Source organism: Campylobacter sp. BCW_6460, assembly GCF_001762705.1.
GTDB lineage: Bacteria > Campylobacterota > Campylobacteria > Campylobacterales > Campylobacteraceae > Campylobacter_D > Campylobacter_D jejuni.
On the sequence record NZ_MJXI01000035.1, the window covers coordinates 61,149 to 84,085 of the forward strand.

General features: G+C 29.1%; 24 protein-coding genes and 3 pseudogenes. All 27 read right to left on the bottom strand.

Features of this window, described 5'->3' with window-relative positions; all coding sequences use genetic code 11:
• Positions 1 to 82: 82 nt before the first annotated feature.
• Positions 83 to 1,081 (bottom strand): tRNA 2-selenouridine(34) synthase MnmH, encoded by a 999-nt coding sequence (mnmH, locus tag AJ881_RS07500; RefSeq protein ID WP_052858189.1) that lies wholly within the window; start codon positions 1,079 to 1,081, stop codon positions 83 to 85.
• The gene (locus AJ881_RS07505) at positions 1,071 to 1,556 is read right to left on the bottom strand and encodes an HIT family protein (protein ID WP_002861229.1); all 486 of its coding nucleotides are present in this window, start codon (positions 1,554 to 1,556) and stop codon (positions 1,071 to 1,073) included. Before AJ881_RS07505 ends, mnmH begins: the two co-directional genes overlap by 11 nt.
• Positions 1,557 to 1,565: 9 nt before the next feature.
• The gene (gene trpC / locus AJ881_RS07510; RefSeq protein WP_052857970.1) at positions 1,566 to 2,342 is read right to left on the bottom strand and encodes an indole-3-glycerol phosphate synthase TrpC; all 777 of its coding nucleotides are present in this window, start codon (positions 2,340 to 2,342) and stop codon (positions 1,566 to 1,568) included.
• On the bottom strand, positions 2,339 to 3,616 hold the full coding sequence (locus AJ881_RS07515) for a tetratricopeptide repeat protein (RefSeq protein ID WP_052857973.1): 1,278 nt from the start codon (positions 3,614 to 3,616) through the stop codon (positions 2,339 to 2,341). Before AJ881_RS07515 ends, trpC begins: the two co-directional genes overlap by 4 nt.
• Positions 3,589 to 3,963, bottom strand: coding sequence for a YkgJ family cysteine cluster protein (locus AJ881_RS07520; RefSeq protein ID WP_002933038.1), 375 nt, complete (start codon positions 3,961 to 3,963; stop codon positions 3,589 to 3,591). Before AJ881_RS07520 ends, AJ881_RS07515 begins: the two co-directional genes overlap by 28 nt.
• A complete protein-coding gene (locus tag AJ881_RS07525; RefSeq protein ID WP_052949747.1) occupies positions 3,953 to 4,645 on the bottom strand; it encodes a tRNA1(Val) (adenine(37)-N6)-methyltransferase in 693 nt (230 codons plus the stop codon). Before AJ881_RS07525 ends, AJ881_RS07520 begins: the two co-directional genes overlap by 11 nt.
• Positions 4,646 to 4,648: 3 nt before the next feature.
• Positions 4,649 to 4,798, bottom strand: coding sequence for a hypothetical protein (locus AJ881_RS07530; RefSeq protein ID WP_004306029.1), 150 nt, complete (start codon positions 4,796 to 4,798; stop codon positions 4,649 to 4,651).
• A gap of 117 nt (positions 4,799 to 4,915) precedes the next feature.
• A pseudogene (locus tag AJ881_RS07535) lies at positions 4,916 to 6,641 on the bottom strand (hypothetical protein).
• Positions 6,641 to 7,132 carry a hypothetical protein gene (locus tag AJ881_RS07540; protein ID WP_002861686.1) on the bottom strand — a complete coding sequence of 164 codons (492 nt, stop codon included), beginning with the start codon at positions 7,130 to 7,132 and terminating at the stop codon, positions 6,641 to 6,643. Before AJ881_RS07540 ends, AJ881_RS07535 begins: the two are co-directional and overlap by 1 nt.
• Positions 7,125 to 7,322: a hypothetical protein gene (locus tag AJ881_RS09260; RefSeq protein ID WP_002781772.1), complete on the bottom strand. Its 198-nt coding sequence runs from the start codon at positions 7,320 to 7,322 to the stop codon at positions 7,125 to 7,127. Before AJ881_RS09260 ends, AJ881_RS07540 begins: the two co-directional genes overlap by 8 nt.
• Positions 7,240 to 7,659, bottom strand: a complete 420-nt coding sequence (locus AJ881_RS07545) for a hypothetical protein (RefSeq protein ID WP_070283308.1) — start codon at positions 7,657 to 7,659, stop codon at positions 7,240 to 7,242. Before AJ881_RS07545 ends, AJ881_RS09260 begins: the two co-directional genes overlap by 83 nt.
• A 230-nt stretch (positions 7,660 to 7,889) precedes the next feature.
• Positions 7,890 to 8,351 (bottom strand): DUF5675 family protein, encoded by a 462-nt coding sequence (locus tag AJ881_RS07550; RefSeq protein ID WP_070283309.1) that lies wholly within the window; start codon positions 8,349 to 8,351, stop codon positions 7,890 to 7,892.
• Positions 8,351 to 8,815, bottom strand: coding sequence for a hypothetical protein (locus AJ881_RS07555; RefSeq protein ID WP_070283310.1), 465 nt, complete (start codon positions 8,813 to 8,815; stop codon positions 8,351 to 8,353). The genes AJ881_RS07550 and AJ881_RS07555 overlap by 1 nt, the downstream gene beginning before the upstream one ends.
• A complete protein-coding gene (locus AJ881_RS07560; RefSeq protein WP_070283311.1) occupies positions 8,812 to 9,192 on the bottom strand; it encodes a hypothetical protein in 381 nt (126 codons plus the stop codon). The genes AJ881_RS07555 and AJ881_RS07560 overlap by 4 nt, the downstream gene beginning before the upstream one ends.
• Positions 9,193 to 9,194: 2 nt before the next feature.
• The gene (locus AJ881_RS07565; RefSeq protein ID WP_070283312.1) at positions 9,195 to 9,824 is read right to left on the bottom strand and encodes a DUF4376 domain-containing protein; all 630 of its coding nucleotides are present in this window, start codon (positions 9,822 to 9,824) and stop codon (positions 9,195 to 9,197) included.
• A gap of 12 nt (positions 9,825 to 9,836) precedes the next feature.
• Complete coding sequence (locus tag AJ881_RS07570; protein ID WP_070283313.1) at positions 9,837 to 10,283, bottom strand: hypothetical protein; 447 nt, start codon at positions 10,281 to 10,283, stop codon at positions 9,837 to 9,839.
• A 1-nt stretch (position 10,284) separates the two neighbouring features.
• On the bottom strand, positions 10,285 to 11,130 hold the full coding sequence (locus tag AJ881_RS07575; protein ID WP_070283314.1) for a hypothetical protein: 846 nt from the start codon (positions 11,128 to 11,130) through the stop codon (positions 10,285 to 10,287).
• 3 nt (positions 11,131 to 11,133) lie between these two features.
• Positions 11,134 to 12,795: a hypothetical protein gene (locus AJ881_RS07580; RefSeq protein WP_070283315.1), complete on the bottom strand. Its 1,662-nt coding sequence runs from the start codon at positions 12,793 to 12,795 to the stop codon at positions 11,134 to 11,136.
• A 2-nt stretch (positions 12,796 to 12,797) separates the two neighbouring features.
• Positions 12,798 to 12,992, bottom strand: coding sequence for a hypothetical protein (locus tag AJ881_RS07585; protein ID WP_052857998.1), 195 nt, complete (start codon positions 12,990 to 12,992; stop codon positions 12,798 to 12,800).
• Entirely contained in the window at positions 12,967 to 13,377 is a 411-nt protein-coding gene (locus AJ881_RS07590; protein WP_070283316.1) for a hypothetical protein, read from the bottom strand. The genes AJ881_RS07585 and AJ881_RS07590 overlap by 26 nt, the downstream gene beginning before the upstream one ends.
• A pseudogene (locus AJ881_RS07595) lies at positions 13,377 to 14,409 on the bottom strand (DUF5309 family protein). Before AJ881_RS07595 ends, AJ881_RS07590 begins: the two are co-directional and overlap by 1 nt.
• 675 nt (positions 14,410 to 15,084) lie before the next feature.
• Positions 15,085 to 18,777 carry a PBECR2 nuclease fold domain-containing protein gene (locus tag AJ881_RS07600; RefSeq protein WP_070283317.1) on the bottom strand — a complete coding sequence of 1,231 codons (3,693 nt, stop codon included), beginning with the start codon at positions 18,775 to 18,777 and terminating at the stop codon, positions 15,085 to 15,087.
• Positions 18,774 to 19,988 (bottom strand): hypothetical protein, encoded by a 1,215-nt coding sequence (locus AJ881_RS07605; protein ID WP_070283318.1) that lies wholly within the window; start codon positions 19,986 to 19,988, stop codon positions 18,774 to 18,776. Before AJ881_RS07605 ends, AJ881_RS07600 begins: the two co-directional genes overlap by 4 nt.
• A gap of 259 nt (positions 19,989 to 20,247) precedes the next feature.
• Positions 20,248 to 20,628 (bottom strand): hypothetical protein, encoded by a 381-nt coding sequence (locus tag AJ881_RS07610; protein ID WP_070283319.1) that lies wholly within the window; start codon positions 20,626 to 20,628, stop codon positions 20,248 to 20,250.
• A gap of 10 nt (positions 20,629 to 20,638) precedes the next feature.
• Positions 20,639 to 21,286, bottom strand: coding sequence for a hypothetical protein (locus AJ881_RS07615; protein ID WP_070283320.1), 648 nt, complete (start codon positions 21,284 to 21,286; stop codon positions 20,639 to 20,641).
• A complete protein-coding gene (locus AJ881_RS07620; RefSeq protein WP_000931940.1) occupies positions 21,276 to 21,479 on the bottom strand; it encodes a hypothetical protein in 204 nt (67 codons plus the stop codon). Before AJ881_RS07620 ends, AJ881_RS07615 begins: the two co-directional genes overlap by 11 nt.
• Positions 21,472 to 22,899 (bottom strand): annotated as a pseudogene (locus AJ881_RS07625) (hypothetical protein); the annotation flags it as partial. The pseudogene AJ881_RS07625 and the gene AJ881_RS07620, both read right to left, overlap by 8 nt.
• Positions 22,900 to 22,937 lie beyond the last annotated feature (38 nt).

Here is a 22,937-nt window from a genome sequence, read left to right on the forward strand (position 1 = left end):
AGCTAAAAAACAACAAAGATAAAAAAGGATTATTACAAGATGATGAAGAAAAAATTTGATTATTTAATAAAATTATCTAATATTAAAAAAGTAATTGCGCTTTAAAATGATCTAAAAGCTCTTCTTTAGCTTTTAAAATATCATCGGTATTTAACTCAAAATCAATCTTGTCTGGTTTTTTATAAGTTTTATCATAATATTCCAAAAGTATAATAATAAGCTTTTGCCATTCTTTTCTCTCATAACTTTGAAGCAATTCTTGGCGTAAATTTAAGCTGATATAAGGGCTGATTTTTTGCACACATTGTTGAAATTTTAAAGGAGTCATTTTTTCTTGATAAATTTTTTGTATTCTTTTAACGCGATTTTCCAAAGAACAAAAACAATAAATTTTAAAAGCCTTTTGCATTTTTTCATAAAATTTCAAAGGCAAGATGATATCCCCTATTTTGCGACTTTCACTTTCTATGAAAGCAAAATTTTCTAAATTTTGCATATTGTGAAAAAGTTCTGCTTCAAAAGCTTTTTGCGTAGGTTGTTTTCCTAAAATATCACCAAAAGATGAGCCTAAATGATTTGCCATTTTTTCTAAATTTATAGCTTGTGGGAGTTGTTCTAAAAGCTCTGTTTTTCCACAGCCTGTATTGCCGCAAAGAGCAAAAAAATCAAAATTTATTTCATTTTCAAAATAACGCGTTACAAAAGTTCTATAAGCTTTAAAGCCACCTTTTAAACGCACCACTCTAAAGCCAAGCTCGCTTAAAATCACTGCGATAGATTTTGAACGCAAACCCCCGCGAGAACAATAAATCCCCACCTTTTCTCCTATGCGAAAATTTTGAGTGATTTCTAATATATGTTTAGCGGTATTTTGGCAAATATAACTCGCACCCCTAGCCTTGGCTAAAGCTTGATTTTTCTTATAAATTGTTCCTATTTCTTGATATTCTTCATCGTTAAGTGCATAAAAATTTAAAGCTCCTATTAAGTGAGAATGCAAAAATTCTCTAGGGCTTCTTGCATCAATTAAAAGAGAGAAATTTTCTTTTTGAAACTCTGCAAATTCAACTTCACTGAGCATTTTTAAAGGCCAAAACAAGTTTTTGATAAACTTGCTCTATATTAGTACCACAAACCCTAGTTTCTCCTATGGTTGTGATAAAATTTGTATCTCCTGCCCAGCGTGGCACTAGATGATAATGACAATGAAAAGCTATGCCAGCTCCTGCATCTTTGCTTAAATTCATACCGATATTGACCCCATTTGCATGGATTTGCTCTTTTAAAATTTTTACCCCCAAACGCACAAAATGGCTCATTTCTTGCCAAATTTCATCGCTTAAATTTTCTATATGCTCTTCATGTACATAAGGAATCACCATAAAATGCCCCGCAGAATAAGGATAGCGGTTCATCACTCCAAAACAATGCTTTGCTCTAAAAATCACACCTAATTCTTTATCGCTTTTGATCTTATTAGTACAATCACAAAATGGACAAACAGTTTTTTCTTTTTCAAAATACTCACTCCGCCATGGTGCATACAAATATTGCATTTTCCCTCCTTAAAGCAAAGCTTTTAAAGCCTTTCCTTCATCTTCCTCACGCATAAAATATTCGCCGATTAAAAAAGCATCAACGCCTAAATTTTGCAAATGCTCTAAAAATTTTTTATTTTCTAAACCACTTTCTGCGATGATGATTTTTGAATTTGGGATCTGTGGGATAAGTTTTTCGCACAAACTCATATCCATAGTAAAATCCTCTAAATTACGATGATTGATACCGATAATATCCGCTCCAGCAAAAATAGCCTTACTCAAATCCTCTTTATCGTGAATTTCAACCAAAGCCTCAAGACCTAAATGTCTTGCAAACTCAAGCAGTTTTTTAAGCTCTTTCATGCTTAGCATTTTAGCGATTAACAATACAAAATCCGCCCCATAAACCAAAGCTTCTAAAATTTGATACTCATCAAAGATAAAATCTTTTCTAAGTAAAGGAATTTGCGTATAACGGCGTATAAGACTTAAGTATTCTAAAGAACCTTTAAAAAAATGTGGCTCAGTCAAAACAGAAATCGCCGTAGCTTTGTTTTTCTCATAATTTAAAGCGATACTCAAAGGATCAAAGTCTTCTCTAATGACTCCCTTGCTGGGACTTGCTTTTTTTACTTCTGCTATGATTTTAACTTCTTTTTCTACTCTTTTTAAAGCCTTAATCACATCTTTTGGAAAGAAAGGATTTGAAGCTAAAGAACGCCCTAACATATCATAAGGAAGTTTTAGTTTGCGTTCTTTTAAATCTTCTTTTGTTTTTTCAAAAATTTTATCCAATATCATGGTTTTATACACGCCTTTATCGCTTTTATATGAGCTTTGCTCTCATCAGAATTTGCAAATTCTTTATCATCTAATGTTTGTTTTAAAATTTCCCATGCTTGCTTACAATCGCCTAGTTTATAATACCCCCAAGCTAAAGAATCTAAATAATACAAATTCTGTGGATCTTTTTCTAAGGCAAGTTTCACAAGCTCTATGCCTTTTTTAACATCTAAATCGTAATCTATGAGCAAATATCCATAGTAGTTTAAATACAAAGCATTGCTATTTTTATCGATAGCCTGTTCGAATTTTTCTTTTACAGAATCAATAACTTTTGGAGTGATTTTTTTAGCTTCATTTGCAGCTTCAAATTCAAAAACTGCCGCTCGTAGAAGATATTCTTTATTTTTTGTTTTGTGATAAAGAGCTAAACTCATTTTTTTAGCATCATCAAAGCGTTTTAAATTCTGATACAAAGCAAGTTTAATATCATCATCTAAATCATACTGCAAAGAAATTTTTAAAGCTTCTTCTGTTTTGCCTTGAGAATTTAAAAGCTCAATCAAAGCCAATGCAAAACTTTTATTTTTGGTAAGTTGATAAAGCTCTTTATATATACTTTTTAAAGCTTCGATATTTTTTTCATCAAAATAAATTTTAGCAAGCAAAACGCAAGTTTTGAGAGTGCAACCATTGGTTTTTCTTGAAAATTCTAAAACATTTTTAATATTTAAAGTATCATTTAAAATCGCATAAATTCCTATGAGTTTAAATAAAATTTCTTCATTTTGCACTTGATTGTAAGCAGATCTATAGTACTTTGTGGCATTTTTTAAATCATTTTTTTTAACCAAAATATCACCATAAAGCTCTAAATTTCTAGGATCGCTATCTTTTTTTGTTAAAAGCTCTTTCATAAGTTTTTGAGCATTATTGATATCATTTGAATTTAAAGCATAAAGAGCACTAAGTCGCTTAAGATTGTCATTTTGATTTAAATAAGACTTTGCTAGATTATTTAACTCTGCTTGCCTGTCAAGACTGTTTGCTAAAGTAAGCAAAAATGCATTTTCTAAAAAATGAGTATTATTGTAATCTTGATAAAGACTTAAAAATTCATCTCTGGCTTTTTTGTATTGTTTATAATACTCATAATTATAAGCCTTCATAACCCTTAAATCAAAATCATTGCTTTTATATTTTGTATAATCAGGATAAACAACATTGATTTTTGAACTTCCACAAGCTGCCAAAAAAAAGGCTGCTAAGACAAATAACAAATACCTATACATTCTTTTTCTAATTCCTTTTGATGTGTTTTAAAATATTCCCAAAATGGAAAAGTTCTGCATTGTTTTGGACGAAAATCATAGATACTGCAATTTCTTTTTTGAGTATCAAAAAAAATACAAGCAAAGCCATCTTCAAATTCGACTTCCTTAAAACTCATTTTAAAGCCTACTTTTCTCAAGTATTTTTCAGCAAATTCTTTGCTTTCTAAATTTAAATGCTTTCTTAATGCTTCTAATTCTTCCTTGCTTGCAAAAATATTGCCACTTTCTCCAGTGCAACACTTTCCACCGCATTTCTCACAAGCATTTTCATCAAAAGCATAAGAAAAATTTTTATCAAATATCATAACTTTTTAACCTAAATCTTAAGTGAATTTCTTGCATTTGTTTGCTTAAAATTTCATTTTCATATACAAAAAAAGGAGGTAAAATCTCACAAGGCGATTTTGAACCTTTTTTTACCTGTATCAAAACAAGTCTTGCTTTTTTGTTTTGATGTGTATGTACAAAGCAAAGCTTTGTTATTTTTATTTTCATATCTTTTAAAATAAAACAAATTTCATCTAAAGCTAAAGCTTCATAGCAAAAATACAAAGTACCATTTGGCTTAAGCATAGAATTTGCTTTAGTTAAAAAGCTATGCAAGGGTAAAAATTCTTGAAATTTACTTATAGCTTTATGCCGATCTTCACTCTTGTAAGCTCCTTGTCTATAAAATGGAGGATTGCAAACTATGGAGTCAAATTTTTTTATGCTTTGAAATTGATTGAAATCATCATGAAAAATATCGCCTTGTATTTGGTTGGATTTTAAATTTTTTTCAATCAATTCTATATTTTCTTTTTGAATATCAATCAAAGATAAACTTAAATTTGCAATATTTTTTTTAAGTAAAATACCTATGATACCACAGCCCGCACCTACATCAAAAACAGCGCCTTTAATTCCTTGTTTTAAAATAAAATCAGCTAAAATTAAAGAATCACTATTGTAACGATATCCTTGTGATAATTGCGCTAGCGTAATCATATTTTAATGAGTTGGAATTTTAATGCGTTTTGGAGGTTGTTCTTTAAATATATTTTGTTCTTTTGTTATATTATTATCTTCTTTAAAATTTACTGGGCTTTGTGCTACCAAAAAAGAAATTACAAAAGTTATAAAAAAAGCAATTTTTATCATAAATAACACCCCATAAAATGGTGTCCATGGCGAACACCTAATAATAACTATAAAATACCATAAAATATAAATTTTAAATATTTAAAATTTAATTTGGCTACAAAATGGCTACAAAAATTAAAATATAAAAATAGGTTTTTCTTTCTTTTCTATTTTTTCATTTAATATATCTGCAGTTTCAAAATTATACCATAAAGTTGGATTAATTGCATCTTTTGCTAATTCTTCAGCTTCACTTCCATTTCCACCTTCATTATCAGAATCATCGCTTTGCTCATTTATCATACCAGGAGTATCTGCTGTAATGCTTTGAACAACATCAAAAATCTTACTAGCTCCACTTAGTAAATTTCCAATAATATTTAAAGTTGATTCAAAAGTTGTCATTTCTTGTGCTACTTGTGCTGTATTTTTTGCAAAATCTGCAGCTAAATTCCAATTATTAGCACCCCAAGCACCTAAAAAATTAACCAAAACCCCAAACAGCATTAAGAATTGAAAATAATTTATTTCCAGTAAGTGAACCCACGGCTAAACCTAAGCTAATTCCTAGTGTGATACCCGCAGCTACATTCTCACTCACTCCTATCAATGTTCCTAGCCATGCACCTTGTCCACCAATCCACCAAGTAGCTACAGCCAAAATAATAGTAACAATAGGTGCCAAAAAGCTTAAAATTCCTTTGCTTGATTTTTCGTATACATAAAGATAATAAAAACTATCCCATAATGCAAACCATCTATCTCTACGCCCATAAGGTAAATTTGAACTTTTTCTATATAACGGATATACGCTTGGCGTAACACTTGTATCTTTTTTTCCAAAGCTTTGATTATTGAGGTAAGAATAAGCAACATAAGGCTCTTCATAACAAACTAAATTAAACCCATTATAAAAACATAAAGGAGTTGCATATTTGCATTTATAATTTTCTTTTATTGAGTTAAATACTTCAAAAAAAGATATCTTTTTGCTTGTTAAAGTATAATATATTTTACTCGGATCACTCTCTCTAGTTTTTTGTGCTTTCTCATATACATTATAGGCTATTTCTACTTTTTCGATTCTAAATATATTTTTATTTAATTCTTTAAAATCATTATAAAATTTTTCAACATCAATGCATAATTTTTTATAAGGTTTTCCAAAAGTTGGTTTAAATTCAACGTTTTCTACTTTAATTTCTGGTATTTTAATATCATCAATACTAGGATATATCCATTCATTATTTTTTTGGATGGTTTGAGAAAAAATAACTACTTCTATATCATTTATAAGCATTTCATAATTTATATTTTCCAATGCCTTATTTAATATATCTTTGAAATTTATTTTTTCATCAATATAAAAAAATCCTTTTCCATTATATTTCCAAGCTTTTTCTTTTTCAAATAAAAGAGCTAAATTATTTGGAAAACCATAATAATACTGCATACTTCCTAAATTATAATTAGTTCTTATTTCGCAAATATCATGATATATTCCATTTTCACTACTAGGATCTCCCTGATAAGGTTTGTATGGATCTTGCCCTACGAAAAATTGGTTAAGTCCTAAATCATTATAGTTTTCCTTATTATAAGGTGCAGTGCTAGAACTTTTAATGTTATATTTTTTCACTATATACGAATTTTTAAATAGCGGATGGTTTATATTTTGAATTTGACTTCTACCTTTTCTTACAAGTTGTTTATGTAAAAGCTCAACATATTTATTTACACCTATCATAGCATAGGTAAACCATTGTTTATATACTTCTTGTGTATCCAATTCTCCTATGTTTGATGGATAAGCAGGCTTAAGAGTATAATTTCTCATAAGCCTTTTTTCATCTATAAGCATTACGAAGACTTTTCTATATTTTCTATCTTTTCTTTAACAAGCTTCATAATTTCTTGTGGTATATCAAGACCACCGGTACAATATCCAAATTGAACACTCTGTGTAACTTTTGCAGCTTCTATTCTTAAATTATCATCTATCTGTGAAGTTTGTCTAGCTATTAATGCAGGTTTTGCTTTTTCTGTTTCTGTTTGAGCTCTTAAAAGTAAAGCTTTTTCAGCGTTAAGCTCGTTTTCATCGCCTTGTAAAATCATGGATAAAGCTGTATTTTGACTTTGTGCTACTATGGTTTGTCCAACACTTACTAATGCTTGTGCTAAGCTTTGAAATTGTTGGTCATTTCTTATAACATTATCGTTTCCAAATTGTTCTAAAAGCTTTTTAAATTCTCCAAATGGAGATTTTTCTGCTAAACTCATTTCTAAAATTTGCGGATAAATTTCTTTAAATGCTTCAAGTCTTTTGTTGTAATCAACATTTGTATTACTCATTATTTAGCTCCTTTATTTTACTTATCTGAATTTCACATTGTTTGTATTTATAGAAAAGCATAGAATAGGCATTTAAAATATCTAGTTCATTTTTTGCTATTGGCTTTTCAAGTGGGCTTAATGTTAGTAGTTCTTGCGGAATTCTTACTTTTTGAATTTCTATTTTGGTTACTACTTGTTGAGTTTGCATCCCACAACCTATCAACGACATCATTAAAAAGCTTGGTAATATTATTTTCATTGCTTTTATAAATGTATTCTTTAACATATTGCACGCTTTCTTTAACTTTATTTTTTTGTGTATTTGCTTCATTTAAAGCCTTTAATTCTGTTTTATGAATTTGATTTAATTCTTTTAATTTTTCTTGATTATTTTCATTTATTTTTAAAGCCAAAGCTAAATCACTTTGACTTTTTTCTAATTTTGCTTTTGTGCTATCAAGTCTTAGATAAAAATATCCTGCTAAAATTGCCATTAAAGCTAAGGCGATATAAAGCTTTGCATTTCCAAATAAAAGATTTATCATATTTTGTTTTAGAAGTTTAAGTAAGGTTTTTGTATAATACCCCTAAGGGTTAGCCGTAGGTCTGACCCCCTATGGCTAAATTCCACCCGCGAAAGGTGGTGATATAAATGTCATACCAGAAGTTTATAATTATAATTATACTACTTTGTGTAATTATAGTCAAGGCTTATTAGCCTTGCCCCGCAAAAGCGGGGTGTAAACTTTAACCTACTTAAACTTTTATCTCCTTTCTATGCTAATTCATTTGTTATTTCTAATTTAATGTCTTCAAGATTTTTACCATACACCAAATCATAAAATTCTTTGCAAGCTTGTCTGCTTTGACCGACACTTTCATTATTATTATCCTTGGTAAGCCCCAGTAAGATACAACCTTTTGTGTCTTTGTCAGTGTTTCCCCAGTGTATTAAAATTGCACGGCTTGATAGAACTTCATCATTATAAACATTTATCATTGTATCATCATCTTTTTTTGTAATACTTCTTAAAGTATTTTCAAATCGTGAAGGACTATGTCTTTTTAAATTATAATTTCCTTCAGGTATTCTTAAATCTTTACCACTTTCTAAACCCTCTTTATCTTCTTCCAAAGAAAAACATTCAAAAAGAATTTCTTCTTCATCACTTAAAACCTTAAATTTACCAATAACACAAGTTTTACCTATGTATCTTCTATTAATTGTTATTTTCATTATAATTCCTTTAATTTTTTGTACAATTTATTAGGATTTGAGCTTCCTGCATTCATATCTCCTAGCTTAACCAAACCACCTATTTGTAAAGCCCTAACTATGATTTCAGAGCAAAACCATCTATCTTCACTATCTTTTGTAAATGTGAAAAATCCTAGAATTCCTAAAAAATCATATTTTTTCCCTATTTGAGAGTAGAGAAATTCTTTTATTTTTGCTTCATTTGTATTATCAATTTCTATAAAATCCCATCTGCTAGTGTCTTTAAATTCTTTTATTCTTACGCCTTTATCTCTAGGGCTTGAGCTAATCATTAAATTATCTAAGATTATTTCACAGTGAGAATAGGATTTTAAAAAATCTCTATTTAATCTTTCTTTCCAAGATGAAGTAAAAAAAGCTATTAACTTATCAAGAAAAGTAGCTTTATCATTTCCTTTAACTCTATAAAATGCAATTTTCATTCACTTTCCTTTCTTTTGTAAATCATTCTTAACTCATCATTTCTTACTTGAGTGAGTTTTACAAGCCTTTCATCTATTCGCATAAGATCTGTTTCTATAGCTTCTAGCTTGTCATTGGTTTTTGAGCAATGTGTTTCTATAAATTTAACCAAACTATCGCTACTTGCTCTGGATACTGCAATTTGTTCTCTAATGACAACGTTAGTATTTTTTATTTCGCTTATAAGTTCTTTTGTTCTTTCCCCAGCTTCTTTATGTAAAGTTTTATATAAATGCCATGCAATCCCAGCTAAGACAAAAACCATTAATCCTAGCAATGCTGATCCGCTTAAAGAGCCAAGTATAGCACCTTCTTTTATTATATTTTCAGTACTCATTTTTAATTATCCCAAGTAATTAAATTTAATTCTTCTAAAGATGTGGCATTTTTTACTCTGTTTCTTAGCTCATCATTTTTAAAAATAATACTTTCAGTATATTTAGCGACACTAACCCCAAATTCTAAAAACTCATCTTTGCTAAATGTGACGATTCTGTTATCTTTATCAATCCAAGCAATATTTTCCAAAGGAGTATTATTGAGATTTGCTAACATTATCTCGCTAACTTTTCCGCTGATATTAATTTTTGCTTCAGTGTCAATTTGAAATGTAGTATTTTTAAAAGGCATAAATAAAAGCTTTTCTTCTTTTATAGCTTTTAACTCTTCTAATTTTAATTCTTTTAACTCTTCTAATGTTTTTTCTTTAATCTCGTAAGAAATAATATAAAGATTACTTTTTTCATCGTAATTTTGAACTTGGTTAAGCATCTGTGTTTTTTCATTAAAGCTTGGTGTTTCTTCTTCTTTAACTTTAGCAAAACCAAGTTCTTTTAAAAGCTCATCATCACAAGCACTTAAAAAATAAGTATCTTGTGCATCAATTTCACCTTCTTCGTTTTGTATTGTCACATCTTTTAAAAAAATATCATCATATTTTAAACTTTTATTTTTTAAATCATAAAACATATTTATCCTTTCTTAATTCCAGTATAATGTTAAATTTGCTCTTGGGCCTATTGCACAATCTGATCTATTCCAACCTCTTTGAGCTTTTGCACTACCGCTTTGCCAAGAACTTAGCATTATTTGTAAGTTATTTATATTTCCAAAATTGAATTTTTTCTCTACTTTGATTTTTGCATTGGCAGTGTAATATTTACTTAAAGCATGCAATTCTACACTAGAGCTAAAATTGTTCCATGTGATATGCAAAGTATTTGCAGAAGTTTTATTAGATAAATTTCTAGTCGTCCAAACTTCACCTAACATAACCACTTCTTTATTATTAATATTTGATGGCAATACCACTGCTTGTTTAAAAATCATATCTAGCTTTAACATATAATTATAATTTACAACCGAGCCTCCTAAAGATGGAGGTAAATTTAGTGCTATACCATTATTAGAAAGAAGAAGGCAGTTCATTTTAAGTCCTTACCAATCTTACATTATTCGAAGCTATGCAAAAATACGCAAAGGTTTCTGTACCACTAAAACCACTTTGGGCTATTCTAAATTTAAAAGGGGCATTAAAAGCTACTACATTTTGACAATTATTTATGGTTATTGTTCCGCTTTTTCCTACTCCTCCAAAATTAGCTATTCCTATGCTTGTTCCTGCATTTGCTGTTAAAATAAAATGTTGAGCTTGTTTTAAATCTAGATTTATACTGCCAGTTGTGCCAAGATTTTTAATTCCACCACCATAATCTACATACCATTTTCTTGCTAATTGTGCATCTTCTGTGGGATTAGCACTACACACAGGCGCTGCATTAAATGTTTTTACACCTGCTATAGTTTCATTTCCAGTTTTTGTTACCTTATTGTCTATTTTCGAATTTAATTCCGTTTTTGCACCATTGATCTGCTCGGTTATTTTGGTATCCATAGCTTGAACTTGCGCATTAATATTGGCAATATCATACTCATTAGCTTTTGCATCAATTTCATTAATATATTCATTCTTCTTAGTTTCTAACTCTTGTTTATGCTCTTCCTTTTTATTTGATATTTCAGTTGTAGCTGTATTTTTAGCTTCGTTGACCAAATTTAAGGATGTGTCTTTTAACTGCGAAATTTGACTTGTAGCTGTATCGCTTATAGTTTGTATTTCTTGTAGCGCATCAGATTTTGCACTATCTAGCGCACCTGTTATTTCTGTATTTTTACTATCTAGCAAATCTAAAGCACCATCATATTTTTCTCTTAACTCTTGTAAGCTTTGCGATGCTAAATTTAAATCATTTACAACTTGCTCTAAGTCCGCCATTCTTTACTCCTTGTAACTTAATTTAATTATTTTTTTATCAAATAAAACATTTTCGATTGAAAAAATGTGAGAATAAATTCCACCCAAATTATCTTTTATAATTTCATCAAATTTAGCTAGTTTTTCTTCGCTGGCTGTATCTAATCTGCCTATATTTTCATCTGTTTTATTTTGTATATTTGTTATACTTTCTTCACTGAGTGAATTAATAGAAGCTAATTTCTCATTAGTATTAGAATTAAATTCGTTAAGTTTGTTTTGATAATTTGAGTTAAAGTTGTTGATTAAAGTATCTAAATCTGATTTTCCTTGTGCTATGATAAGTTCTATTTGGTTTTTTTGAGCTAATATTCCACTTGTTTCATCTGTAACGCTATTTGACACTTCTTTCATTTCATCAACGATACTTTTTTTAAGTTCTAGCAAATAGCTTTCAATAGCTGTTTTATCATTAGCGAGTTCTGTTCTTGCTACTTCAGCCAATCTTCCTAAATCTTCATTAGCTATTTTAGATCTTTCTATAAAGTTAGCTAAAGCCACATCTACGGTATTTTTATTAGCTTCTACATATGCTTCAATTTGATTTTTTAGAGTCTCAATGCTTGAAATCTTAGCATCTACACTTGAGTTTGCTTGTGCTAATTTTAAATCAAGTTGCCCTTTTAATCTTTCACCATAGCTTTCTAAATCTGTTTTTAGATTAGAAATTTCTGTTTTGAAATCGTTGATAATAGCTGTAAAACTTCTCATATCTTCGCTTATTTGTTCGCTTTGTTTTACTGCTTCTCTCAAATCATTTATAATTCCAGTTGATGAGTTTATAAGATCTTCTATTTTTAAAATATCTTCATATTTTCCTACTATTTTATCCTCTAACTTCTCACAACGCTTTAGTAGATCAATCATATTTTGATTTAATCTTTGATTTTCAAAAAGAATAGTGTTTATTTTAAGCTTTATTGTTGCTTCAGCATCATTAACTATATCTTGTACTTCTGATTTTACATTTTTAAAATCATTGGTTATGGATATAATCTCATTCTTTGTTGCTATAATATTTGAAACAAGCTTATTTACAAGCTCTATATTAGAATGCAAATCATCTTTAATACTTTGTGCGTGTTCTAATTCTTGTAAAATTTGTTCTTTAAGCTCTATTGATAAATCTAAATATGATTTAGTAAGATTTTTATTTTCCTCTATTTTTTTAAGACCTGCATTAAAATCAACAGCTATATCATAATATTCTTCGAGTTTTATTTTTATAATTTCAAAATTTTTATTAAATTCATTAAGTTCAGGATATTTTTCTTTAACAATATTAACGCCATTATTTATGTTTTTTTCCGACTCTATAATGTTATTATAGATATGCTCTATATTATTTAAAGTATCGTTTATTTTATTGCTTATTTTTTCTATTTCATCTTTTTTGTTTTTAACAAAATCAGTATTGCTTTGTGTAAGTTCGCTATTTTCTATAACTAAATTTTTAAGCTCTAAAGTTTGAGTATAAAAGTTATTAACTTGTTCTTTTAAGCCTATAATTTCTTCTATTCTAGTATTATCCAAAGCAGTAGCAACATCTGAAATTCTTGCTAAAACTTGATTTATGATTTCAAGTTTTTCTCTACCTGTTTTTAATTCATTTAAGCTTGTTCCCATTTTTAACCTTCATAATAATCACTATCTTTAATTCTCTTTTCACAAAAGAAAAGCAGATCATCCATGGCTAAAAGCCATTTTTTATCATCTAAATAAGCTATAAAATCAGCACTATTTATACTTTGTATATAGTCTTTATAACTCAAAGCTCTATTAAATTTTTTTGTGAAATTACACTTGCAACCATGTTCTTTCATCATCAAGCTCCTTACCATCATTAGCTATATACTGATAAATTATCTTGTCACATAATGCCAAAAAGTCTTTTTCTTCGCATCTTGTAATCAAATAACAAACATAATTAATCACAGCAAAACTAAGTGTTTCATCTATCATTAAATGTTCTTTTTCATTATCAAAATCAGGCTCATCAGGAATAATCAAAAAATGATTATTTCTAACTCGCCTAAAAACTTTTTCGCCTTGTTCTACATTTTTTAAAAGAACGCTAGGAACACATTTTGATAAAATATAATAAAAGCTTTCCATAAAATAAGCTTTTAAAACTTCATCATCTTCTATCATTTTGTAAGAATTTTTAACTTTAGCGATAATGAGTTTTTTAGCCATAATACAAAGCATTACACACCTTTTGCTGCTTTTAAAACCGCTTTAGCCTTTGCATTATTTCCACTAGTTAATCCCACTCCTATAGCAAAAATCAGCATTTCTTACTTCTAAAGTGCTTTGTGTATAAAATCTTTTTGCTTTTGCAGTAATATCAGTTGGAACATCTTCAATCATAGTAGGAATATAAAGCCCATGTTTCATGTACTCAAAATCCCCAGCAATTAAAACATCCCCCAAACCATATTTAGCACTTAATAATCTATGCATATGAAAATTTACCGTTCCAAAATCTGTTTCAAGGCTTACTACTTGTCCTACTAGTTTTGTTTCATTGCCTAAAATTCTTGTAGCAAATTTGTTAATAGCTCCTTTTAAGTCAGCTCCTAAAAAGACATCTTTAGGTGTAACTCCGCTATTCCAAATGGTTTGTAAGATTTGATTAAGTTTATCTTCTGTTAGTTCTGTTGCAGTTCCGCTCCAATCTCCTGTTTCATCAAAAGCTAATACATTTCCACGCTTTCCATCAGCAAAGCTATCTTTTCCTTTAGCGATATAATGAAAAAGTCCAGCCATTTCTCCACTTGTTGCTTCTTGTGCTTGAACATAATCTTTGAAAACTGATTTTTTTACATCGCTATCTCTGCCTAGACCAAATAAAGCATATTCCATATCCATTTTATGTTCTTTGGTTTTTTTGCCTATTTGATACTCCATTTCATTGCCACCATATTGATTTGCTTTTAACAAAGCTTTTGATACCATGGCTTCGGTAATGAATATTTGAGTAGCATTTGTAGTTTTTTGAGCTGTGTTTTTTGTTTCCCCTACAAATTTGCTCAATTCCAAATTTGCGTTCTTTTTTGGTTCTTCAAAAGTGTCTGTAAGCCAACTATGGGTTAAAGGATTTGTAACCTTTGAAGTGCCTATTTTATTTAAAATTGGTGTTTCAGTAGCTCCAATTTTAATAATCGTTTCGTATATTGATTGTTTTAATTTAACATTTTCCGTTGCGGGTGCTGTATGTCCCATTGAAGGTAAAGCCATTTTTGAATTCTCCTTAGTTTAGTTTTAAGGATTTTTCCAAAAATGACTATTTCAAATATAGTGTGTTTTGAAATGAAATTAAATTTTTAAGTATTTTTTATGTATAATTTTATGGTTTTAAGGATATCTCTTTGAAGACTTTGTAAAAAGTTTGAAAGGAGGTTAAGATGAACGAAGTTATTATAATCTTAATGCTTTTAGTAGTCCTTATCGTAGCGATAAAGAGCTAGATAAGAACTAATCTTTTAATATAGTTAATGATATTTTAAAGAAACCCTGCTTAGTTTGTCCTTAAAACACTAAAAAGTCTTCAAAAAAAGCAGGGTGAAGACTTCAAATATTTATACTTTTATAAAATAAGTATAAATTAATTATAAAAAAAGTATAATCTAATTAAAATCAGTATATGCTTGAATTTATGCTATAATTAATAATCGCCATTGACACTACTCACGCTTAAAGTGTCAGTATTAAGCCTAGCTTTAGTGCGTATCGGCTAAGCTAGGGGCGATAATATTAATAAAAATTATATGCAATTATAATCCTATTATCTCCCTTCCAATTATCTTTTAATTTTAAAAAATAATTACATAAATTTATGCTATAATTGATAAAAGGTTGGTTAGTAAATTGTCCGAGCTAACCGCAAAAAAACAATCGGTGAAAGTGTTGTTTTTATCCTTTGTATCTTTCAAAAGCTGTAATTATAAAAGTTCTTTTATTTCCTTTATATTCACTGCTTAAACCTATAATATAATTTTTATATTCTATTCTATATCTTATGTTGTTTTGGTTATTTAATTTCCCCTTATCGACAATATCGCTAATTAATTTCAAGTCCAACTCAGGATGCTTATCGATAATATGAGATAAGCCATAACCTTTATGTTTTATCTTATCTGTTACTTCTCCCCAAACCAAATCAATATCCCCTAAATCTTTTCTATGAAAAGCACCTGCTACCTGCCCTTGTTTTTCAATGAGTAGTTTTTGTAAAGCACCTTTTTCATCGTGATAATATTCTGCATAATTTTCGCCAAATTCTTTTAAAGGTTGTATGTTTAATTCTTGTTCGATTTTACCCCTTAAAGCACTTGGAATATCTTTTTTTACACCTTTATTTGTGCTTTCTTTGGCATTGATTATCATCTGTCTAGTTAAGTTGTATTCAACAGTATTTAAATTCATCTTATCTAAAAAATCAAGTTTATTGTCTTTATTCTCTTTTAGAAAATTATCATATCTTTTTAGAATATCTTCACTAGCCTTTTTATCATTTTGTATTTTTTCATCAAGCCTTTGTTTTACGCTTTTTTTATTCTTTTTCTCTACTTCTTTAGCCTCAATATTTTCTTTTATATCTTCCATTAAGTTTGTTTTAGGTTTAGTTTGGGTAGAATTTTTATCAGAGAACGACACTTGCTTTGTCTCTGAAGATGCCCTAGATGTCGGTAAGGCTCTCGCATTATTATAATACACTACTTCAGCATTTTTCATTTTATTTTTTATATTATTTTGTTTCTTTGGTGAATTGCTAATTATAGTCAAGTGCGTTTCATAGTCTTTACCTATACTTGTAAAATAAGTTTGATTATCTATATTTTTAATAAAAATAAAATCATCTTTATCTTTTAAGATTGCCTGTGGGCTTTCTAAAGTTTCTTTGATATGTGGTATGTATTTAATTCTATCTTTTTCAATCAGCTTTAGTAAACTTCCTTTTGTAAGTTTTATTTCTCTATCTTTTAAAGCTATCTTTGCTTCTTTTGGTATATTAGGGATATATTCATCATCGATATTTTTAAGATTGAAAGTTTTCATCCATTCATTTCTAACATCTTTATTTATAGTATACTCTTTGCCATTTTTGCCTATAAATCTTAAAGAATTGTCTTTAGGATCAGATTTATCCATGAAGAAGTTGTCGCCTTTGATAACACCTTCTTTAATTAATGCATCTTTTAATATTTTATTTTGCTCTTTATCTACTTTAATATAATTATCTAAAGCATCTTTAAAAATTCTACTTTGTTTTTTATCTGCTATTTTTACATTTTTAAGATTAGATATAACTTCTTTATTAGTTTTAGCAAGTTTTATAGCATCTAGTATTTGATTTCTTAACGCTTGTTCTTTAGCACTTTTTAAAAAAGGAACTAAAGCGTGTAATCTAGCAAAAATACCACTTATTAATATTCTATCAAAAACACCCTGTATTGTTGTAGCCATTGAAGAGTTTGTCTTTTTTCCACTACTTGCTAAAGCTGTCATTATCAAATCTCTATTATTGTTATATATCAAAGCGTATGTATTAATAACATCTTTAGCATCTTTTATTTTTTTGCTTGAAAATTCAACATCTTCTAAATCTTTTGCTAAGGATTTAAAATCATACCCCACACCTTCAATCCTATGTTTTTCTAATAAAGCATTCATCACATGAGTTTCATTAGCTAATCTTTCTTGTTCGTTCATTCCTTTAAAAGCATTTTCTAAATTCTTATCTTCGTTTATATTTCTAAGCCCTTTAACCAATCTATCTGCAAGCCCTTCTTTTGTTTCTTGAGGCTTCATCATGCCTAAATAACTTTCTTTAAAATTTTCCTTTAAAGCAAAATTTTTATTTGCATTATCTAGTATTTCTTTTGCTAATACCTTGTCACTAGCATTTCTTATCAACGCATCATCTAAAATTTCTTTTACTATTCTATAAGCTTGTTTTGTATTATATGTTTTATTTCCTGTGTTTAATTGCTTATTTATAGCTGTTCTTAATCCAAAAATTTGCTCCGCACTTACTTCTTTTCCTTTTATTTCATCTAAATAGCCTTGTATGTTATTTTTTACATCTTGATCTAAAAAATTATTATTTTTAAAATTTTCAAGCTTTGCTAAATCTTCACTAGTTAATACTATTTTTCCATTATTAAGCTCATCTAATTTACTTATAGCACTGCCATACTCTTGATTTATTCTATTCTCATAAGCGTGATTATCTTTTTGCCAAGCCTTATAATCAAACTCACCATTTAAACCTGTTTTATTTTTAAATACTTCATCTTGTCCTTTAATCATATTTAAAAAAGAAATACTAGCATCCTTATCAGCCTTTAAAACATCATCTAAAAAATTGCTAATTTCAGGATAAGCTTGTGCTGCTTTTAATAATACTTCTCTTCTTTGTGTAGTTGGCATTCCTTGTAAACTATTAGAAATATTTTTTAAAATAGCACTTGTTCTTTTAGCGCTATCTTGTATAAATTGTGGATTATTTTTATTAAGTCCTTGCTCGACAATGTTTTTTAATATTTCTATTGTAGGTTTTCCATTTTCTAGGTATGTTGGATTTTCTTTTGCTATAAGTTCATCTATTTGTTTTTTATTCTCTACATTTTTTGTAAGATTATTAAAAATTGTTTCTGCATTTTGTAAACCACCATCTGTAAATTTACCCACCACAGGTATATCTGTCTTGCTTATTTTATCTATAACCCTATTACCTAAATTACCACCTTTTACCGCCATGCCATCTATCATATCTTTACCAGCTTGTGCTCCTGTTTTTGTCATATTATAGGTATTTTTTAAAGCTCTTGCTCCTTTAGCAACTCCTGCAAAAGCTGCATCTCCTATCAAAGAAAGTCCAGCATTTTCACCCATAAGCATAAGAGCTTCTTTTAAATTCATATCTTGATTTGTATCTTTTGTATTTCCGTAGTAATCATATCCTGCCCCTAAAGATGCACCTAATGCACCCCCTGCAACCATACCAACTCCGCCACCTAGCATTGTGCCGCCAATTGCACCTGCTGTTCCTAAAGCCATGCTAGCACCATTATCTCTTAATCCACGATATAAATCACCCATTGTGCTACCTTGCACTTTAGAATAATTTCCGTTATTATCTTGCACCCAATAGGATCCATCATCATCTTGCAATAATCTTCCACGCCCTGATTTTTGCAACTCATCGCCTAAATCTCTCATAAACTGATTACTTTTTCTTACTACTTCATTATCATCAGCAAAAATAGGTTTAGAGGCATTAAATTTAGATTGCTTATCTAAAATATAATTACTTAAATCATCAGCATTCATGGATGGATTTTTATTATAATCATATAAATCCCTTTTATATTCACTAATATTTCCCATAGGATTTGTTAAATTTTGGTCTTTGAAATTATATTTTTCATATTCTTTAGCATATTTATCTTTATTTTTATAAAAATCATTTATTACTTCATTTTTTAAATTTGATAAATATTCACTTGTATTTTGATTTTCACTTTGACTTGCTCCATCTTGCAAAAATGAAATAATGTTATTTTCTTGTGGTTTTTCTAATAAAAATTCTCTTATATTCATTGTATTAATCCTTGTTTTTTTAATTCTTCTATGCTAACTTGCATTTTTCTACCTGCTTGATTAACTAATATTACATTACCATTAGCATCAGGCTCTGATATTTGAGCATTAATTCCATTAAAACTAACGCTATGTAATTTTGGTGTATTTTGATTTTGCACTTCTAATGTATTTTTGGCTAAATCATTTTGTATATTTTGATTAGTTGTTGAATTACCTATAATTACTGCATTTTTACTAGGTTTTGAGTATTTTTCATCCCAATAAAAAGCTTTTACCTTTGGGGCATAGTTATTATAAAAATTCATATTCTTTTGATAGTCTTCTATAGCACTTTGTTTTTCTATATTTGTTTTGGCATTTCCTAGTCTTTCTGCTAATTCCATTTTAAAAGAGTTTGGAGCTTCTGCTAACCATTCTCCTGCTAATGCTTGAGCTACCCTTTGATTATTTGCTTCCATAGTATAACCATTAATAGGGAAATTGGCTTGTATATTCTCTAAATTCCATTTAGCATTTTTACCACCCCTTAATAAATCACTTTGCATTCTTTTTAAGAATAAATCACTTGCATCATTTAAATCTGTGCTTTGACTTCCCCATCCACCAAAACCACGCTCTATAGCTCCATTCCAAAAACCATGGGTTGTATCATATGTTTTACCTTGTTTACTTGCTAAATCTAAAAACTGAGCATCTGCTTTATATCTTGTATTGTTTTGTAAATTTGCATTGTTTTGACTATCAAAACCTTGACTATTACTAAAAACTCCATTTAATAAATCTTGCTCTTTTTGTTTTGTATTTATCTCATTTTGTAATTTTTGTAGTTCTAATAATCCTTTTTGATAATTTAAATCCTTGTAAGCCTTATTAGCATTTATTGCTTGCTGTCTTAAAGCATTTTGCATGGCATATTGTCTAGCTCTTTGGTTATAATTCATTTGCCATTGCTGATCTGCTATATTTGCTCTTTCTTTTTGATAATCAAAGTTTCTCTCATTTTGCAAAAGCTGATTATTTTGCATAGCCTGATTAAATTCCATTTGTTGCTTTCTTAAATCTTGCTCTTGCTGAAACTCATTAGCTTTAACTTTATCATCAAAACTTTTGCTCATGATGTCATATAAGACACCACCGACTTTTCCTGCGTTTTGTATAACGCCTGTATCAGGATTAAATACTACTCTTTGTGGGTTATAAAATGCCATTTTGTTTCCTTTATTCTTTCTTTTAAAATAAAGGATTTAAGGAAGTTTGTGTATAATTTTAAAAGGGTGCAACGCCAAAGGGTTGCCGCCCTTTAGCGTTAATTTACCGCCCAGTTGGGAGGTGATTAAATTGCTAACCAAAATTATAGTTATAATTATACTACTTTGTATAATTATAGTCAAGGCTTATTAATACTTGATTTCCCCTTTTTTAAGGGGAGCTATAATTTCCCTTTGGCTTCCTTAAATCCAAATCTATTTAATTACTCCAAACTTTTTGAAGTTTATTTTCCATATTCTTTCTTCTATTTAATTCTTCATTAGCTAGATATTTATTGAAGTTATAAGCATCTTTTTGTAGCTCATAATTCTTTTGTGCCATCTTTTGCTGATTATAAGCACCATATAAAGCACCAGCACCGCCTAAAACATTTCCTAATCTATCAAAATTAGTTACTCTATTTGCATCAGAACTTTTAAATAACCAATCTCCAAAATTACTAAAAGAATTTTTTAATCCATTTAAAAAACCACCACTGCTACTTGCTAAATTTTGAGTAAAATTGCTTGTTTTCATCAAAGTATCTGCAAAGCTAGAGCCTAATCCTGTACCACCTTTTAAAGCTGTTATAAAATCCATAATTTCTCCTTTATACTAAACTTAATAATTCTTTGCCTAGATCTATCTCGCTAACTTCGCCTTTTTTTAACTTATCGTTAAAATCACTAGTTCTTACATTATTATTTGCACTTGATAAATCTTCAGCTTTTTTGGCATTATTTGATTTTCCGACCAAATTAAGCAAGGTTTTCCAGCTGTCAATATTACCTTCGCCTAAACCATTTAATTTTGTTGCAAGTTCTGCCATAGCCTTTAAATCCGCATCAGGATAGGCTTTTCTTAACTCGCTTTCTACTTGTGCGTATTTAGCGATTAGTGCATCTTGCTCTTCTTTGTCTTTTTGCTTTTTATCAAGCTCTTCAAGCCTTTTTAATTTCTCATCAAGTTCATCAAGTCCTAATTCTTTTAAATACTGCTCTCTTTGTAATTCTTGTTCGCTTGGCTCTTTTTTTGGATTTTTTAAAGCTTCAAGCTCACTCATTAAAGCATTTAATTTGTTGTCATTTTCACTTTTATAAGCTTCAAACATCGCCTTATAATCAGGCTCGTTCTCATTAGCAACCTGCATAGGTTCATTATCTTCTACTTGCGTAGGTTCATCGCCATTATTAGCAACATCTCCTTTATCATCATCTGTTATGACATTTATTAAATCTTTTAAAGCATCATTTTCCATCTTCTTCATCCTTTATTTTATTGATTATTATGTCTAAAAAAGCCATAGTATCTAAAGCTTTTAACCTTAACTCTTTCTCATCGTTATTTTTTGCTATATAAAAACATTCACTATATTTTGCTTTGATAAAATCTATTAATTTCTTTCCTCCTTTAGTTTTAGATATATCACTTTTAATTTCAATATTAAGCATTAGCTTCTCCTTGCATTTGTGGATTAATATCTTCATTATTTTCAAAAGCAAATAAACTATTTACATTCTTTACACCTAAAATTGGTAATAATTCTTTAGTAAGTTCTTTACTAGCATTTATAATCCCATAAGCAGAATTTGCATCGCCTATGCTCATATACATTTGATATAATTGTGAAAAAACTTGCATACTAGCTTGAATTCCTGCGCGTCTAATTTCTTTATTCATGGCACCTGTGCCGGTTTGAATTTTAAATCTAAAACTAGGTATATCCTCTCTTTGAAAACCATTAAAAAAACTATCTTCTCCATACTTAAAAACAAGCATTGCAAATCTATCAAATAAAGGCTCTATAAAAGTTTCGTTATACTGTCTTATATAGTCAGCACTTCTTCTTCCGCCTTCTTGTGCTTTTATGCTAATTTCTGTTGCTGTTTCATTTTGTGCAGTTTGAGCTCCATTGTTTTGTGGACTAACTCCTGTAACTTCTGTGAGTTCGCTTTCTAAAAGCTGTAAATTCATTCCCGCACTATTTACATTTGGTGGTGGTAATATTTGTACACCCTTTGGATCGTCTGTATATATTGGTTTTCCTAAGGTTTCTATATCTTCTCTGCTTACTCCCATTGATTTTGGCATCATTATTTTAGGCATGATATGAGTTCTTACTGCATCTATTAAAAGATTTCTAGTTATATTAATTTCATCTTGCAAAGGCATAGCAGAAGACATTATAGGCTCTCCATAAGCACTTATATAGTCTTCGTTATCTATCTTTTTAAGTTGTGGTAACATTGAACCCCAGACAAAAGGTTGACCATCTTGTAAAGCAACTTCATTTCTAAGTAAATTATTTTCAAATAAAGTAGAAACCACCCACTCATCATCGTTTCTTCTTTCGTAAATATCATAAAGCTTTACTTTTTTATACTCATCATCTTCATCAAAAAGCTTTTCAATTTCAATTTTTTTATAAAAACCTAGCTTTTGTCTTTCAAGGATTTGATTATATGTTAAGTAAATTTCATTGACTATATATCCTACATCCTCGCTATTTAACGCATTTGGATCAAAATAAATACTATCAATATCCACTCTTTCAATTCGTGGCATTCCTTTATGCCAAGTAACCTTAGCGATACTCGTTCCCACAAGTAAAACATCTAAGAAAAGCGGTTGAAAAATCTTAAACATATTTATTTTACCGCTGTAAAAATCAATTGCATTCTGCCATAGCTCTATAATCGTATCATCGCTATTAATGTAAGTTTCAATATCTGCCATTCTTTCACTATTAAAATACACATCATTTAAGCTAGTGATTAAATACTTTACCTTAGCGTTTATTTTTGGTATGTAAATACTTGATTTATTTCTTTTTCTTAGTTTTTGCATTATATGAGGCTTGAAAAGTTTATAAAAAGGTAAAAAAACAACACTAAACTTACAAAACACTC